9 protein-coding genes are annotated in these 17,435 nt (G+C 51.4%); all 9 read left to right on the plus strand.

Features of this window, described 5'->3' with window-relative positions:
- Positions 1-268 precede the first annotated feature (268 nt).
- The 9 genes from ACEVG1_RS07675 (at position 269) to hemH (ending at position 17,430) form a co-directional block, all read left to right on the plus strand.
- Entirely contained in the window at positions 269-2,737 is a 2,469-nt protein-coding gene (locus tag ACEVG1_RS07675) for an ABC transporter permease (protein WP_374743040.1), read from the plus strand.
- A gap of 96 nt (positions 2,738-2,833) precedes the next feature.
- A complete protein-coding gene (locus ACEVG1_RS07680) occupies positions 2,834-5,260 on the plus strand; it encodes an ABC transporter permease (protein ID WP_374743041.1) in 2,427 nt (808 codons plus the stop codon).
- Positions 5,261-5,299: 39 nt separating this feature from the next.
- On the plus strand, positions 5,300-7,744 hold the full coding sequence (locus tag ACEVG1_RS07685) for an FtsX-like permease family protein (protein WP_374743042.1): 2,445 nt from the start codon (positions 5,300-5,302) through the stop codon (positions 7,742-7,744).
- 62 nt (positions 7,745-7,806) lie between these two features.
- Positions 7,807-10,230 carry an ABC transporter permease gene (locus ACEVG1_RS07690; protein ID WP_374743043.1) on the plus strand — a complete coding sequence of 808 codons (2,424 nt, stop codon included), beginning with the start codon at positions 7,807-7,809 and terminating at the stop codon, positions 10,228-10,230.
- Between the two features lie 8 nt (positions 10,231-10,238).
- Positions 10,239-12,647, plus strand: coding sequence for an ABC transporter permease (locus ACEVG1_RS07695; protein WP_374743044.1), 2,409 nt, complete (start codon positions 10,239-10,241; stop codon positions 12,645-12,647).
- Positions 12,648-12,741: 94 nt separating this feature from the next.
- Positions 12,742-13,893, plus strand: a complete 1,152-nt coding sequence (locus ACEVG1_RS07700; RefSeq protein WP_374743045.1) for a serine hydrolase domain-containing protein — start codon at positions 12,742-12,744, stop codon at positions 13,891-13,893.
- A 27-nt stretch (positions 13,894-13,920) separates the two neighbouring features.
- Positions 13,921-14,769 (plus strand): 4-hydroxy-3-methylbut-2-enyl diphosphate reductase, encoded by an 849-nt coding sequence (locus ACEVG1_RS07705; protein ID WP_374743046.1) that lies wholly within the window; start codon positions 13,921-13,923, stop codon positions 14,767-14,769.
- A gap of 903 nt (positions 14,770-15,672) precedes the next feature.
- On the plus strand, positions 15,673-16,257 hold the full coding sequence (locus tag ACEVG1_RS07710; protein WP_374743047.1) for a hypothetical protein: 585 nt from the start codon (positions 15,673-15,675) through the stop codon (positions 16,255-16,257).
- Positions 16,258-16,347: 90 nt separating this feature from the next.
- Positions 16,348-17,430, plus strand: a complete 1,083-nt coding sequence (gene hemH, locus ACEVG1_RS07715) for a ferrochelatase (protein ID WP_374743048.1) — start codon at positions 16,348-16,350, stop codon at positions 17,428-17,430.
- Positions 17,431-17,435: the final 5 nt, after the last annotated feature.

The raw sequence follows: 17,435 nt of genomic DNA on the forward strand, positions 1-17,435 counted from the left end.
ACATGAAGCAGCAATTATGGTGGATATTTGATTAAAAATCGACAGCAATGGCTTTCAACATTGATGTCCTCCCGGCTTATGTTTTCTGCAATTCCCCATTGACTTGAAGTTTTGAGGGCACTTAGCGCCTTCAAAGATAAGGCCGCGCATTGTCCGCTTTTGAACACCAAGTGTTCGATATCGAACACCTACGAGACGCGACCGCAACCTATTCAACACATCATCAATAATTTACAGATTTGGCGCAGTAAATGGAGTGGGTTGTGAAATGCTAAAGAACTACATAAAAACCACCCTTCGCCACCTGTGGCGCAATCGGCTCTTTACCGGACTGAACATCCTGGGCCTGGCCATCGGCATCAGTGCCTGCTGGATCATCTTCCGCATCGTTGGCCACGAATTCAGCTACGATGCCAAACTGCCCAATAGTGAACATGTCTTCAAGGTCATCAGTGCGTTCGAACGCGATGGCGAACAATCTGCATTGGGTGGGGTGTCGGCACCGCTATACCAAGGCATCGAAAACGAAATAACGGGAGTGGAACATGTGGTGCCCGCTTTCCGCCAGTGGACGTTCCATGTCGAAATCGCACGCGAAGACCAACCTGCATTTGTGAAGGAAGAGCCCGAAGGGATTATAGCCACGAACGCCGCCTACTTCGAAATGCTTCCCTATCGATGGTTGGCAGGCGACAAGCATACCGCGCTTGACGCGCCCGGAAGTGTGGTGCTTACCGAAAGCCGTGCCAATCTGTACTTTCCGGACAACGAGCCGGAGGCCATGCTGAACAACACCATCACCTACTACGGCCAGGATACGGTAACCCGTACCGTGACGGGCATCGTTGCCGACTACGACACCCCTTCCGAGTTTACTGCGCAGGAGTTCGTTGTACTACCTAAAATTACTTACGAGACCTATCAGTGGACGAACACCAATGGCACCGACCGGTTGTATCTGCAATTCGGTGAAGGCGTGGATGTAGACGCCAAACTACGGCAAATCAACGAGCTGGATGCCCGTCATTGGAATGCCCTTGCAGAAGAGCGGCAGACCGAAGGAAAGGCGGCCGTTCCTCCGCGTGGCCGCACCTACGAGCTCCTCCCCGTCCGCGAAGCCCACTTCGCCACCCACGTAGCTGAGTGGGGCGTGACCAAAACCAGTAAACCGGTGTTGTACGGCCTCATTGGGATCGGCATTTTCTTACTGCTGCTCGCCTGCATCAACTACATCAATATGAGTGTGGCACAAATCCCGCAACGGGGCAAGGAAATCGGTGTGCGCAAAACACTCGGCGGTGGTCGCTGGCAACTGATTAGCCAGTTCCTCGCCGAAACGCTCGTTGTGTCGCTGATGGCCTTGGTACTGGCGTATGCGCTGGCGCGCTTAGGCTTCTGGTTGTTGACAGACATTATCCCCGCGGGTGTATCGCCCCAAGGAAACGGTTACCAACTCATCGGGTTTATCCTAGCACTAACCGCGCTCATCACCCTCTTGGCCGGCCTGTATCCGGGCTGGTTGATTACCCGGATAAAAACGGTAAATGTATTCAAGAACTGGTTTGATGGCGCTACGCCGATACGTGGATTTGGCTTACAGAAAGTGTTGATTGTTTTCCAGTTCAGCATTGCATTGGTATTTATCATCTGTACCATTATCGTAAGCACCCAACTGCGCCATACCCTGAAAGCCGATATGGGTTTTAATAAAGATGCAACTGTATTGGTGTATGTGCCTTGGAAATATACGAGCGACCCACATTACGAAGGCAAACAATTCACCCTGTTGAACGAAATCCGCACATTGCCGGGCATTGCCAACGTGGCCATGGGGGATGCTCCCCTATCGTCAGGCTACTCGTCGAGCCCGTTCGACTATGCGGCAGACAGCAAGGAGCCCGTGGAAATCACCGGTTTCAAGAAGACCATCGACACCGCGTACCTGGCGTTATATGATATGGAGCTATTGGCAGGTAGGAACATCCATGCATCCGACACCATTTCTGAATTTATCATCAATGAAACGGCCGCCAAAGCATTCGGATTCGCCAGCCCGCAGGATGCTATCGGACAATTTATCGGGCAACGCGGCAATAACAAACATCCCATTGTTGGCGTGGTAAAGGATTTCCATACGCAGGATTTCTATACGCCCATTAAACCGGCAATTTTATCGAGCTACAAAGCCAATCTCTCGTCATTCAACATCAAGCTGGATAGCAGCGACCCCCACCGGTGGCAGGCAACATTGGAAGCCATCGGTAGCAAGTGGGCGCAGTTCTACCCCGCAGACGCTTATCAGCACCGTTTCTACGATGAAACGCTGGAGGCCCTGTACCGGCAGGAAAGGCAGGTTGGCAAGCTGATAAACCTTGCTACAGCGATTACCATTCTGATCAGTTGCCTCGGCTTGTTCGGCTTGGCCACACTGATTGCCTTCCAACGCACCAAAGAAATCGGCATCCGCAAGGTGCTGGGCGCTACGGTAACGGGTATCGTAGGGTTGCTGTCGACAGATTTTGTTAAATTGGTGCTGATAGCCATTGTCATCGCCTCGCCCATCGCGTGGTGGGCCATGAATAACTGGCTAGCCGATTTCGCTTACCGTATTGACATCCAGTGGTGGATGTTCGCCGCAGCGGGAATCACTGCCGTGGTCATTGCCCTGCTTACGGTAAGCTGGCAGGCCATACGGGCTGCGGTAGCCAATCCAGTGGATAGTCTAAGGGATGAATGATTCATGGAGTAAAGATAAAAAAGAGCAAGGAGTAAAGACAGGCCAGTCTGATGTCTAATGTCTGTTGTCTCATGTCTCATAGCTAATGTCTAAAAAATGATAAAGAACTATTTCAGCATCGCATTCAGGTCATTGTCTCGGAATATTTTTCCTAATGCCATTAACATTGGTGGGCTGGCTATTGCCTTATCGGTCGTCGTGTTGATTCTGTTGTGGGTACAACACGAACGTTCGTATAATTCAGGTAATAGCGATGCCGACCATATTTTCTTGCTAACGGAATTCGACAACGGCAGTAGGGAGTATAGCGAGTCAACGCCATATCCGGCTCGCCAAGCTATCCAATCAGAAATCCCCGAGGTGGACCAGGTTGCTGTGGCCTTTCCCGGAACTTATATGGATTTGGTCTTTGTTTCGGGTGACAAACGCTTTTTTGAACGGGACCTTTTATTCATCGATTCAAATTGGTTGGACCTGTTCGACTATCAACTCACCGCCGGATCATTCGATCGGTTTCGGATAGAGCCGAATGTCATCGCCATCAGCGAGTCGAAGGCCGAACATTATTTTGGCAGGGAACCTGCAATTGGAAAAACAATCGTCGTCGACAGCGTTCCTACCACGGTCGTAGCGGTATTTGCCGATGTCCCCACAAATTCCACCTTTCATCAAGGGGTCTTAATGCCCCATCAAGATTTATTAAAAAAGCCTTCCTTCCAAAGTTATACGGATTGGTGGGGTGCATACATCCCCTACCTTTTCATCAAACTACATCCCAGCGCAGACCCTGTGGCAATCGCCTCCAAGATAACACCGATATTCGCGAAAAATCAGAGTTACAAAAAAGATGGAGAATTTCACCATCAATTGGTGCCCTTATCCGGTATCCATTTGGGAGGGTTCCAATTCTCAACACTGCCCCAAGGCAACAAACAATCGATCGTTATCTTTTCGGCGCTGGCGTTTTTGTTACTGCTTACGGCAAGTGTGAATTTCGTTAATCTTTCGATCGCACGGATGACTACCCGCCATAGGGAAATCGGTATCCGAAAAGTAACCGGAGCGGCCAAATGGCAATTATTCGGCCAAATAATGACCGAAACACTGGTTATGGTTCTCATCAGTTCGGCATTGACCTTGTTGCTCGTTGCGCTACTGCTGCCACATTTTAATCGGTATTTTGAAACCTCACTGATATTTTCGCTGACCGACACGGAAACCTTGGTTTTGCTGGCGGCCACCTTTATCGTGGTCGTGCTCCTTACAGGGATTTATCCAGCTTTATTGACCGGCAAGGCCAGTCCGCTCAATCTCTTCAAAGGGCGGGTTATAACGCAAAGCGACAACCGGCGGCTCCGTGAGGTGTTGATGGTGGGCCAGATGGTTCTTGCCGTCACCATGGTGGTAGCCGTTATCGTTATCCATGGCCAATTCAACTATATCCAACAAACTACCGGAGCATACCAGATGGACCAGGTTTTCATCTTCCACAGAAAAGCAAACTCGGGCGAAATAATTCGCGCAGGGTCGCCAGAACAGGCCAATTACATCCGTGGTGTCACTACGCTCAAAGAGGAACTTTTGCGAAACAGCTCGATTAAAGCGGTAACGCGGGTGAACGGGGGTTCGTTGATTGACAACCCCAGAAGCATGGAGGTTGAGCATGAGTGGATTGGCTATCCAAAAAATGAGGAACCGTCCAAAGCCGTGCGATTATGGGTCGACCATGATTATCTAAATTTGGCCGATATCCGATTAGTGGCCGGTCGCTGGTTTGATAAGGATAATGTATCCGACCAGCATAATATCATTATCAATGAAACAGCGGCCAAGGCTTTTGGTTTGAATGAACCCATCGTCGGTACCGCCTTCGATGTGCTCGGCATATACCAAGGGTCAATTATAGGCGTCGTCAAAGATTTCCATCACGCCAGCTTACACCAGCCGATTGAGCCGGTAGTCATTGAGCTCAATCAGCAAGACATGGGAGGCAAATTCATGGTGGAGGCGCAAGGCGGGCGTGTTGCGGAAGCACTTGCCGCTACTGAAATGGCTTGGAAAAGGCAATATCCCGGTAAACCCTTTGAGTATACATTTTTGGATGAGGAATTCGACCGGCTTTACAAAAGTGATCGAAAAGCCTTGGTTTTCTCCATGGTGTTCGCCGGTTTGAGTTTGCTCATTTCCGCACTTGGCATATTGGCAATGGCAATGTTTGCAACCCAACAACGGGTTAAGGAAATCGGTATCCGCAAAGTACTCGGTGCATCGGTAGCTGGCATTGTGGGCTTGCTCTCCAAAGATTTCGTGAAACTGGTATTGATTGCGATAATGGTTGCATCACCTATGGCGTGGTGGGTAATGAACAAGTGGTTGGAAGATTTCGCCTACCGCATCGATATCCAATGGTGGATGTTTGCCATTGCGGGCATGACGGCTGTAGTCATCGTGCTGCTCACCGTAAGCTGGCAAGCGATACGGGCAGCGGTGGCCAATCCGGTGGATAGTTTAAGGGATGAATGATTCATGGATTAAAGATGTCTCATAGCTAACGACTAAAAAATGATAAGGGATTACTTCAAAACCGCATGGCGTTCGATGGTCAAAGACAAAACCTACGCCAGCATCAATATTGTCGGCCTCACCGTGGGGCTTTGCGCCTGCATGCTGGTAGGTACGGTGGTGCTCGACGACCTATCGTACGACCGGTTCTGGACCCATCGCGATGCACTGTACCGCATCATTACTGTCGACACCGCCGCTGGTTTGGAAGGGAGAACGGCGGCGGCCTACGCCAACTTAGGGAATGAGCTCGTACAAAACTTCCCTGAGGTGGAGCGAGCAGCCGAGATAGACCGGTGGGAATACACGTTCAGGAAATCGCAGACCGATGACGAAACGATCGACATGGACGTCATCAAAGCAGATACCAACGTGTGGAAGATGCTAGACATTGCCGTCTTGGCGGGCCGTCCGCAACACTATACCGCGGGGGTAGGTAACCTCATCATTACAGAACGCTTCCGGAAAAGGCACTTTGCCGATGAAGACCCTGTAGGGAAAACCATCTACAGCGTATCCACCTATGACGACGAGGTCCAACCCTTCCTTATCACGGGGGTGATGGCCGATCTGCCGCCCAACACCTACCTTCGGGCCGACGGGTTGCAGGTAACCCAGCCTTCCGACGCGGCACTTAGTCGGGAGGGATGGGGCTATTACGAAGAACAGCTACTCCTCATGAAGCCAAACACGGATATGGCTGCTTTTGCCGCGAAAGCAAACCGTTGGTACCGCGACTTCCTCACCGATGCCTCGGAAAGCACCCAGAACCGTCTCCCGGTATATGCGTTTCAGCCCATCAAAGACATATACCTTCAATCGGAGTTTGCCCATCAGGCCGTAAAAGGCAGCTTGAGCAATAGCTACATCTTTTCGGTAGTCGCCTTGCTGCTGCTGGCTATCGCCTGCATCAACTTTGTCAACCTCAGTACCGCACGGGCCGTCCGTCGGCTCCGCGAAACAGGTGTACGCAAAGTGCTGGGGGCTACAAGGGGGCAGCTCATCCGCCAATTCCTTGCCGAAGGCGTACTTTTCTTTGGCCTATCCGCATCACTGGCTTTCGCGCTATATGCGTTGGCCCTTCAGCCATTGGAAGGCTTTCTCAAACATGAGCTCACCGTCGGCTTCCTGAGCAGCCTGCCGTTACTCATCGCGGGTATCGGAGCCATCTGCTGCACCGCCTTGTTAACCAGTGCCTACCCGGCCTTGATCCTCTCGGGATTCAACACCAGCACCGCGTTGCGCAATCGGTTCGGTCCGAACCTACTCGTGAGTGTTTCCGCCGTGCGGAAAACACTGGTCGCCACCCAATTCGGATTGGCCTTACTGGTGCTTATCGGTATGATGACGGTGTGGGGGCAAATGCAGTTCATGGCCGACAAGGACCTGGGGTTTGAGCCCGCCAATGTGTTGAGCATTCCCGGTTTCTCAACCAAGGGCAATGGCAGCGTGCTGAAACAGGAGATTGCCCGCCTCCCCGGCATTGAACGTGTGAGCCTTACGGAGTGGATACCTACCGAAGGTACGGGAGGCATGTCGTTGAACCTCCCCCACCCGCAACGGACCGGTGAAAAAATCCAGTTGAACGTTATCTTTGGCGACACAGATTTACCTGCATTGCTGGGCCTACATGTTGAGGATGGCCGTTTGTTCGACCAACGGGAGGCCAACTCCGGTCTGACGCGCGATATGATGTTTTCAGAAGACAAAGACGTTCGGAAACGCTACCGGGAACAAGCCAAAGCCCTTATCATGGCACATACCGCCAGATTGTTCGATATCACGCTACTAAACGAATTTGCCCCGCCATTGAGCGCCACACCGATAGGTATTGTGAGTGATTTCCACAGCGTATCGCTCCGCGACCCGATTAAACCGACGATGATCCAGGTTGACGAAGACATGGAATATGCGTATGCGCTAATCAAGGTAACCCCGGGAAGTGAATCGCAGGTGATGCAAGGGGTCGGCCAGCTTTGGAGGCAATTCCACCCGGAAAAGCCCCTCAAACTGGAATGGTTGGACGATATGGTGAGTGCCCAGTACGAAAAAGAAACCAACCAAGCACAGCTCTTCACAGTCTTCAGTGCATTGACGCTGTTCCTGGCCGCCTTAGGCCTCTTTGGCCTCGTTGTGCATGCCACTGAACAACGTGTCAAAGAAATCGGTGTACGGAAGGTGCTGGGTGCCTCGGTGAGCAGCATTGTCAGGTTATTCGCTGCGGACTACATCAAGCTGGTCGTTTTCGCCCTGCTTGCCGCCTCACCCATCGCTTGGTGGGCAATGAACAAATGGCTGGAAGACTTCGCCTACCGCATCGATGTGGAATGGTGGGTGTTTGCTTTGGCCGGATTGGTTGCTGGGGCAATTGCATTGGTTACGGTAGGCTGGCAGGCAGCCCGGGCAGCAGTGGCGAACCCGGTGGAGAGCTTACGCGATGAGTAATTAATAGAAATAAGGAATAAAGAGTAGGGGCTCTCATGTCTGATGTCTCATATCTAAAAAAAATGATCAAGAACTATTTCAAAATCGCCTGGCGGAATCTAATCCGCAATAAATGGTCATCAAGCATTAATATTATTGGACTTGCTATCGGGTTGGCTACCTGTTTGATTATCTTGCTGTTTGTAAACCATGAGTTGGGTTACGACCGCTTTCATAAAAAGGCAGACCGCATTGCGCGTATTTACTTTGAGGGCAATGTGCAGGGTGAAAAAATGAAAGAAACGGTGGTGATGGCACCAGTAGCGGAAACCCTGAAAAAAGATTTTCCCGAAGTGGAGGATGCCACCAGGCTCCGAAGCTATGATTGGGCTCCCCAGCTGGCTGTGCATGACCATGTGTTCAAACAGGATGCATTGGCCTACGTCGATGCGAATTTCTTCGATGTATTCACACTGCCCTTTATCACCGGAGACCCTAAAACTGCGTTGGTAGATCCCAACACGGTTGTACTCACCAAGGCCATCGCCCAAAAATATTTCGGTGATGAAGAAGCGTTGGGGCAAATCATCCATTTTAAAACGGAGGATAAAGCGCCCATGAAGGTAACGGGTGTGATTGAAAATATCCCGCTGAACAGTCACTTTCAATTTGGGCTTTTGACTTCTATGAATAGCCTTGATGATGCAAGGCAGCAAAACTGGATGAATTCAAACTACTACACCTATGTACTATTAAAAGATAAAAGGGATTTTGAAAAGCTGGACGCAAAGGTACCGCGGCTGGTTGACACGTACATTGGCCCACAGATGAAAGATGGTACCGGCCAAACGTTAGCCGAATTCAGGAAGAGCGGCAGCAACCTCACTTTCCAATTACAGCGTCTTACCGATATTCACTTATATTCAGATTTTCCTTACGACCTGAGTGCACCGGGGGATGTTCGTTATGTGTATATTTTCAGTGCCGTTGCGTTGTTTATGTTATTGATAGCCTGTATCAATTTCATGAACCTTTCCACGGCCGAGGCCGCTAAACGCACACGTGAAGTCGGCATACGCAAAGTGCTCGGTTCGCTAAAAAGCGAATTGGTAAAGCAATTCCTGATGGAAACGATTCTCATCGCAACGATTGCGTTATTGCTTTCACTTTTATTAATAAAAGTGGCACTACCGTTTTTCAACGACCTTTCGGGATTGCAGTTAACACTCAGTTTCACCGAAAAACCATGGATGACACCTGCTTTGATAGGTACTGTCCTCATCACGGCGTTGCTTGCCGGAAGCTACCCCGCATTTTACCTTTCTTCATTTAAACCCGTGGCGGTGTTGAAAGGAAAATGGAACCCGGTAAAAAATGGCGTGAGTTTCAGGAGCACGTTGGTGGTGTTCCAGTTTTTCATCTCTATCATGCTCATCGTAAGTACCATCGTGGTTTACAAACAACTTTCCTATATACGCAATAAAGATGTGGGATATGACAAAGACAAAGTAATGGTCATCTCCAATGTATGGGCATTGGGAAACAACGTGGATGTTTTCAAGCAACAATTGCAGAACGACCCTGCGGTGGCCCACGTAAGCGCTTCAAGGTATTTGCCTGCGGGTGGCAGTGACAACAACAATTTTTTTGTTTCTACCGAACAGGAACCCGATAGGCTTGTAAAAACATTGCGGTACGAAATCGACGAACACTATATTCCAACGCTAGGGATACAATTGGAAAGTGGCAGGAATTTTTCCCAGCAATACGGCACGGATTCAGCAGCCGTCATCATGAATGAGGCGGCCGTAAATGCGCTGGGGTGGAAAGGGGACGCGTTGGGCCGAACCATCTCCCGAAACGGCAACAATGGCGAAGAAATATATCGCGTAATCGGGGTGGTCAAAGACTTTCATTTCCGGTCGTTGCACGAACGGATTTCGCCATTGGTCATGGTGCTGGCTCCTGATCCGGGCAATCTCGTGGTAAAAATTAACACGGCCGATATTCCCAGCTTTACGGCAAAACTGCAACAACGATTTACAGCATATGGTGCAGAAGACCCGATGGATTATTCTTTTTTAGATGAGCGCTACAATAATACATACAAAGCGGAGCAAAAGATCGGGACGATACTGGGTGTTTTTGCAATGCTCACCATTTTTATTGCCTGCCTGGGCTTATTTGGCCTTGCAAAATTTACGGCCGAGCAACGTACAAAAGAAATCGGCATCCGCAAGGTGCTCGGTGCTACCGCAACGCAACTGTCGGCCATGCTCTCGAAAGATTTTTCAAAACTGGTATTGATTGCGGTGGCCATCGCCTCACCGATAGCGTGGTGGGCCATGAACAAATGGCTGGAAGACTTTGCCTATCGCATCGACATCCAATGGTGGATGTTTGCTGCAGCCGGATTGCTTGCAGGGGCAATTGCCCTGGTTACGGTAAGCTGGCAGGCCATAAGGGCTGCGGTGGCTAATCCGGTGGATAGTTTGAGAGACGAATGAATTATGCTATGAAATACGCATTAAAAATTGCCATCCGCGGCCTGAAGAAAGGAAAATTATATACGGTTATCCATGTTTTCGGCTTAACATTGGGCATCACCGCCTGTTTGTTGATCGGCACGGTCGTTATCGACGAGCTTTCCTACGACAAGCAATGGAGCCGTTCGGCCGATACCTACCGGTTACTGTCGATCCGCGAAGGCGGCGGCGCTTATTCCCAGAAGGGCGGAACGGTATACGCCGGACTCGCCCCCGCCTTGAAGCAGCACTTTCCCGAAGTGGAAGATTACAGTGAAGTCTATCCCGTACCTGCTCACCTGAAGATCGGAAAGACCGACCCGCTACCGCTCGAAGCAACGATGCTTCACGCAGATACGGCAGCACTACGATTGTTGGATATCAGCCTACTAGCACATGAAGACCTTAATCCCGCCGGAGGCATCAACAAAATCATCTTATCCGAATCGTTCAGCAGGATTCACTTTGGCGGTAGAAACCCGCTAGGCGAGCGGATATACGACGTGCCCCAATACGGTGAGCACGCCCAAGAATATATCATAGCAGGTGTGATGAAAGACATCCCCCCAAACACCCACCTCCGTGCTGACATGATACTGCTTAAAGAGCGCCAAGAACATGCCCTTGCGAAAGACGGCCAGGGCCCAGGCATGCGATATGCCCGGCATTACCTCCTGCTGCGTGAAGGGACAGATCCCCGGCAGTTTGAACAAAAGATAAGCAGTTGGTACGCCCGGTTCACCGAAAACGACAAGATGCAGTTTGCGCTGCAACCCATGGCCGACATTTACCTGAAGACGGATTTTCCGGCCTATCAACTGGTAAAAGGCAATATACAGCACAGCTATATCTTCGCTGCCGTGGCCGCGTTGCTGTTGCTGATTGCCAACATCAACTACATCAACCTCAGCACGGCCCGCGCCAGCAGCCGCCTTAAGGAAACGGGTGTTCAGAAAATATTGGGTGCTTCACGCAAGCGGATCCTGTTGCAATCCCTGCTTGAATCGCTGCTCATTTTCAGCATGGCCGGTTGCCTGGCAGCGTTGTGTTATCAACTGGCATTTCCAGCCATGGAGCGGTTTATCGGCTATCCACTGGCGTTCAGCTTCACGGCAGCGGGGCCTTACTTCGCCTGTGCCCTTATCGCGTTCTTTTCCATTTGCCTATTCAGCGGGCTGTACCCCGCGTGGCTGGTGTCTGGTTTTCGTGCGGTAGGCACCATGCAACAGGTGCTGAAAACGGGCAAAGCTGGTCAGGGGTGGCTAAGAAAAAGCCTAGTTGTAGCCCAGTTTGCCATTTCCATCGCCATCCTTGTTGCTATGCTGATTGTTCAACAGCAGGTGGCTTTTCTCAAAACCAGGGATGTCGGCTTTGGTACCGAAGGACTGCTCAGCGTCAACCACGTTTCATGGGATAATAAGTCGGAAGCGCTCCGCAACGAGCTGTTGAGAAACCCAGCTATCCAATCCCTGAGCTTTACCAATTGGTTGCCCACAGACGGTGCGGGGCCGATGTTAAACAGCATACCCGACCCGCAAGACCCCACCGAACAAATCGAACTGTGGTACATCGACGGAGAGCCCAATATGGCCCAGACGCTGGGACTGAGGCTGTCCGAAGGGCGGTTTCTTGACCCGGCCAACATGGGCGATGCTATCCAAGCCAATGATTTTGAGGCGATGGATGGTTTGCGGCCCTGCCTGATGACGGCCAGCACGGCCCGCCTGCTGCAGGTTTCGGAATTGAACCGCCCGTTGCAAAAAGCCGGTATCATTCCCGTGGGTATCGTGGAAGACTTCAACAGCGAGTCGCTCCACAAACAAACGGTGCCGACGGTTATCGTGGGCTATCGCGACCCTGCTTACGGAGCGCTGCTTATCCGTACACAACCGGGGATGGAGACTGCCGTTATGCGTGATATCGCTGCGGTGTGGAAAGAACTATACCCCGAAAAGCTGTTTGATATCAAGGTGGTCACAGAGACATTAGCCCACCAATATGCGGCCGAAGAAAAACTGCAGAAACTGTTCCGCACGTTCAGCTTGCTCACGATGTTACTGGCCACGATGGGCATCTTCGGACTCGTCGTGCATACGTTGGGGCTTCGGGTGAAAGAGATTGGTATCCGCAAGGTGCTCGGCGCTTCGGTAATGGGCATTGCCGGTTTGCTGTCTAAAGACTTTGTGAAGTTGGTGTGCGCGGCCATGGTCATCGCATCGCCCATTGCGTGGTGGGCGATGAACAAATGGCTGGAGGATTTTGCCTACCGTATCGGTATACAGTGGTGGGTGTTCGTGGCAGCAGGACTGACTGCCGTAATAGTTGCCTTGGTTACCGTGGGCTGGCAGGCCATACGGGCAGCAGCAGCAAATCCAGTGGACAGCCTGAGGGATGAATGATTGCAGATACCATAAGGTATTGATTCGCATAGCTTACGCAGATTGGTAAACAAGTCGTGGAAAATCGTACCTTCGTCTACCGATTAATCATGTTATGAAGAACTCCTATTTTAATCATGCAGTATTGACCTTCACCAGTTTGGTGACCGCGATGCTAGCAACCACAGCACAACCCGTCGCGAAAGCAGCAGAAGAAATCGCTGCCATCATGGCCAACTACGACGCCGTGGGCGCATCCGTTGCTGTCGTGAAAGATGGCGACATCATCTATAACCAGTCCTTTGGTTACCGGAACCTGGCCACACAGGAGCCACTGGAAAACGACGACGTCTTCCGTATTGCCTCCATATCCAAATCGTTCGTCGCCACGAGCCTCATGCAATTGATCGAAGCGGGGAAGCTTTCGCTTGATGACGACGTGGGTGAACTGATCGGCTTTCCGGTGCGTAACCCCAACTTCCCCGATTCGGTCATCACCCTGCGCATGATCCTGTCGCACACCTCCAGCATCAGCGATAAAAACGGGTATTTTACACTCGATGCCTTCAACCCCGAGAAGAATCCCGATTGGGCGAAAGCCTACAACGACTATGCCCCCGGCACGGATTACCAATATTGCAACCTCAACTTCAACCTGGCTGGCGCCATTCTTGAAAAGTACAGCGGTGAGCGCTTTGACCAATATGTCCGTGCACACGTCCTACAACCTTTAGGCCTTTATGCGAGCTACAATGTAGACGAACTGGATCGTGCACGGTTTGCAGCCCTGTATACGTACGATGCAGACAGTAATCGCTTTATAGCATCTCCCGCCGCCTACCGGTCGCCCGCTGCATCATTGAAAGACTACCAAATGGGTTACAGTGCCCCCATCTTTTCACCTACCGGCGGCATGAAAATCTCGGCTACCGACCTGGCCCGGTACATGACCATGCACATGAACTATGGTATACGCGGCACCACCCGTATCCTATCAGAAGAAAGTGCGCGGACCATGCAGACTTCTGTCCCGGCCGGAAAGGGGTATGCACTGGCATTGCGGACCAAGGACGACCTCATCTCCGGCAAAATCATGAAAGGTCACACCGGCCTGGCCTACGGACTCAACAGCGCCATGTTCTTCCAGCCGCAGAAGAAATTCGGTTTCGTCGTCATCATCAACGGCAGCCGGACCACATACACGGATGATTTTCCTGATATCCACCGCGATCTCATCAATTGCCTGTACCGGCATTTCGTCTTATAACGATTTATTGCCTAACTTTGCATGGGCATGGAACTCAACTTACAGGCAACCATCGACAAGGACTCCGGATTCTGCTTCGGGGTGGTCTACGCCATTGACATGGCCGAGGAAATCCTGGAAGAAGACGGCTACCTGTACTGCCTGGGCGACATCGTACATAACGACGAGGAGGTGGCGCGGCTCAAGGCCAAGGGACTCCGCATCATCGGCCACGACGACCTTCACACGCTGAAAAACGAAAAAGTGCTGATCCGCGCACACGGCGAAGCGCCCGAGACCTACCGGATAGCATTGGAAAACAACATCACGCTCATCGATGCCTCCTGCCCCGTGGTGCTCAAACTGCAGAACCGGGTGAAGACGTCGTTCGACAAGAAAGAGAAAGTCCTCATTTACGGGAAACACGGACACGCCGAAGTCATCGGTTTGCAAGGGCAGACCGGCGGCGACGCTATCGTTTTCCAGGATATCGCCGAACTGGACGGCGTGGAACTTCCCGATAGCTTTACGCTGTACAGCCAGACGACAAAGAGCGTGGATAAATTCTACGCCATCAAAGATGAGCTGATGAATCGGGGGTACGACGTGAAAGCGAACGATACGATATGTCGACAGGTATCCAATAGGTATGAAGACCTGGGCGACTTCGTCCGTCAATACGATAAGGTTGTCTTCGTCTCAGGCAAAAAATCTTCCAATGGGAAGGTGCTTTATGAGGTTTGCCTCAAACACAACCCCAACACCTATTTCGTATCGGATCCCTCCGAGTTGAATCCCGAAAACTTTGAGCCCGGCGATACCGTGGGCATCTGCGGCGCTACCTCCACACCGATGTGGCTCATGGAGCATGTAAAGGCCGAATTGGAAGGCTACTGACAGCGCGATGTTACGTAACATCACGCGATAACAGTATTGGTTTGAACAGAAACAATACTGTTTTAACCCAAAACAGCATCAGGACAAATTAAAACTGTGCTGGGGTGCGCTGGAACGCTCTTCCGATGCATCGACCCTGAATACTTTTGGCTCCCTCCCGTACTGCTTTACTGCCAAACAATGTCGTTCTGCAGCAATCCGACACAGTAGTGCGGCACTTGAGTTTTCTTATTAGTAAACTTCATTATCTTTTCAGCCAACACAATTTGGGTATGTACGCCCACTCCCTTCCTTTGCATGTATACAACGCACCTATTCGGCATATTCCTATTGATCGGTGTCGAAATTGGACCGTTTCAAGCGGGCATGGTAGTGGCAAACATAGCCGCCACCTTGTTTTAAGCCGGCCGGAGACCGGGTTTGGCCAACCACACACTGCCTTATCCGGCAACGATGGCATGGTACTTCGGAATATTATTGTCTCATAAAGAAACATTATATCCTTACACTTATGTTGCGTAACATGATGACAACCTAAGACCGTTCCCGTGCAACTCGTGCTGCCCGTGAGGAGGCTCCATCCGGTCGGGGCGGCGAAACGGACGACATCAGCTTAAAGCAGGGCGTATATCGTTTATCGCAAGCTTGTAACACCCACCCGCTGCGGGGACCACCCACCGTTGTGGTACGTCGGCACGCACCGATATTGTGCCCACACGCAACGGTCCCGTTTCCGCATATATGTATTTCATCCAGGTGCATCTCGTTAAACTGATGGGCACCCGCTATACGGCTCTGGGCTATCCCTGTGTGCTAATGCAGAGAAACCGTTGTGATTCCGTATGCAATTGGCTATGTTTGCCATACACACTTACCAAATCCAAGAAGAACAATGCGATTACCATGAAATACCAACGCGCGAAGGCAGGCTTTATTCGTTATCCGGACGCCAAGCTGCTGGTTGCAGCGGGCGTGATTTTGCGGGCTATGAAAAACTCACTGGTTTTCACGGACCCTAGACCTTCGCTGGAAGAAATTGAAACGGCTTTTGAAGACTACCAGCAAAAGGTGTATGCAGCCGCGGGCGGTGGGCTCCTTTACAACACCGCCAAGCGGGAAAGCAAGCGCCGGCTGGCCGACCTACTGCAGAAGCTAGCGCTGTATGTGAATGTGGTGAGTGACGGCAACCTGAACAAATTGCACGGTTCGGGTTTCCCGGTACTGGAGCGCCGTAAGAAAGGGCGTTCTCCCGACACGCCGGGCCAGCCGTTCCTGCGCGACGGCCGCCGGAGCGGCGAGGTCGCGTTTGGGTTCAAACCCGTGGGGCGGGATATGTTTTACGACTATTGCTTCGCCACAGCGGTCGACAAAAAAGGCAACCCTATCTGGGGCGAAATACATGTAACCACACGGTCATGGACAGCCTATGCGGGCGGTTTTGCCCCAAGAAGCCTGGTATATTTCCGTGTCCGGTTTGCGGTGCGGTAAGTCGGAAATAATTGCTCAAATCGTCATCTAAGCATCAAATTGTCTTCGTTTTAGGTAGGCTGGCACCATAATTATGTATCTTTGCGGGCCATGAATAAGGCAAAAAAAGGGATTTTATTGGTCAATCTGGGCACGCCAGATAGTCCGTCGGTACCCGATGTACGACGTTACCTTAACGAGTTTCTGATGGACGGCCGGGTCATCGACATCCCCGCGTGGCGTCGCTTTTTCCTTGTGCGGGGAATCATCGTGCCCTTCCGGGCGCCCAACTCCGCCAAATTGTACCGGGCCGTGTGGAATGATGAAACGGGGTCACCTTTGTTGCATTATAGCTTGCTCCAGCAACGGTTACTTCAGGAGCGCTTGGGCGATGAGTACCACGTAGAATTGGCGATGCGCTATCAAAACCCGTCCATCGCTTCCGCATTGGCGAGATTGAGACCCATGAACCTGGAACAGCTACGCATCATTCCCCTCTTTCCGCAATATGCTTCGGCAAGCACGGGCTCGGTCATCGACAAAGTGATGGAGCTGATACGCTCTTGGCACACCTTTCCCGAGGTTTCTATTGTCAATGATTTTTACGATAATGAGCGGATGATCGATGTGTTTGCCGAAAATGCGCGCAAGCATGACCTGACCGCTTACGACCACGTCTTATTCAGTTACCACGGCTTGCCCGTACGGCAGCTGAACGACGTAACCCCCGATGGGTCGCATCGGTGTGAAACGGCGGGCTGCCGGGAGCGCATCGACGAACATAACCGGTATTGTTATGTTGCCCAATGCTATGCAACAACCCGCTTACTTGCCGGGAAAATCGGTATCGATGCGGACCGGTACACCGTATGCTTCCAATCGCGGTTGGGCAAAACCCCTTGGGTAGAACCCTATACAACGGATGCACTGAAGGCCGTAGCGGCCAACGGCGCGAAACGCCTGCTTGTTTTCAGCCCCGCGTTCGTGGCCGATTGCCTTGAAACCATTTACGAAATTGGCACAGAATATGCAACCGAGTTCAAGGCGCTGGGAGGTGAACAAGTGCAATTGGTAGAAAGCCTCAACGACCACCCACTTTGGATAACGGCATTGCAGCAACTGGCAACCGGTGAAACGACACGCGATACCCAGCTGCACAACCGTGCACCCCAAAAAACGACGATTGTAGAATAACAGGG

It is taken from the genome of Parapedobacter sp. 2B3, assembly GCF_041925275.1.
Taxonomy (GTDB): Bacteria; Bacteroidota; Bacteroidia; order Sphingobacteriales; family Sphingobacteriaceae; genus Parapedobacter; species Parapedobacter pyrenivorans_A.

What these genes read in the sequence shown, in the direction of transcription:
- ACEVG1_RS07675 (WP_374743040.1), top strand. Translation starts at nt 269, where the DNA reads ATGCTAAAGAACTACATAAAAACCACCCTTCGCCACCTGTGGCGCAAT.
- ACEVG1_RS07680 (WP_374743041.1), top strand. Translation starts at nt 2,834, where the DNA reads ATGATAAAGAACTATTTCAGCATCGCATTCAGGTCATTGTCTCGGAAT.
- ACEVG1_RS07685 (WP_374743042.1), top strand. Translation starts at nt 5,300, where the DNA reads ATGATAAGGGATTACTTCAAAACCGCATGGCGTTCGATGGTCAAAGAC.
- ACEVG1_RS07690 (WP_374743043.1), top strand. Translation starts at nt 7,807, where the DNA reads ATGATCAAGAACTATTTCAAAATCGCCTGGCGGAATCTAATCCGCAAT.
- ACEVG1_RS07695 (WP_374743044.1), top strand. Translation starts at nt 10,239, where the DNA reads ATGAAATACGCATTAAAAATTGCCATCCGCGGCCTGAAGAAAGGAAAA.
- ACEVG1_RS07700 (WP_374743045.1), top strand. Translation starts at nt 12,742, where the DNA reads ATGAAGAACTCCTATTTTAATCATGCAGTATTGACCTTCACCAGTTTG.
- ACEVG1_RS07705 (WP_374743046.1), top strand. Translation starts at nt 13,921, where the DNA reads ATGGAACTCAACTTACAGGCAACCATCGACAAGGACTCCGGATTCTGC.
- ACEVG1_RS07710 (WP_374743047.1), top strand. Translation starts at nt 15,673, where the DNA reads ATGAAATACCAACGCGCGAAGGCAGGCTTTATTCGTTATCCGGACGCC.
- hemH (WP_374743048.1), top strand. Translation starts at nt 16,348, where the DNA reads ATGAATAAGGCAAAAAAAGGGATTTTATTGGTCAATCTGGGCACGCCA.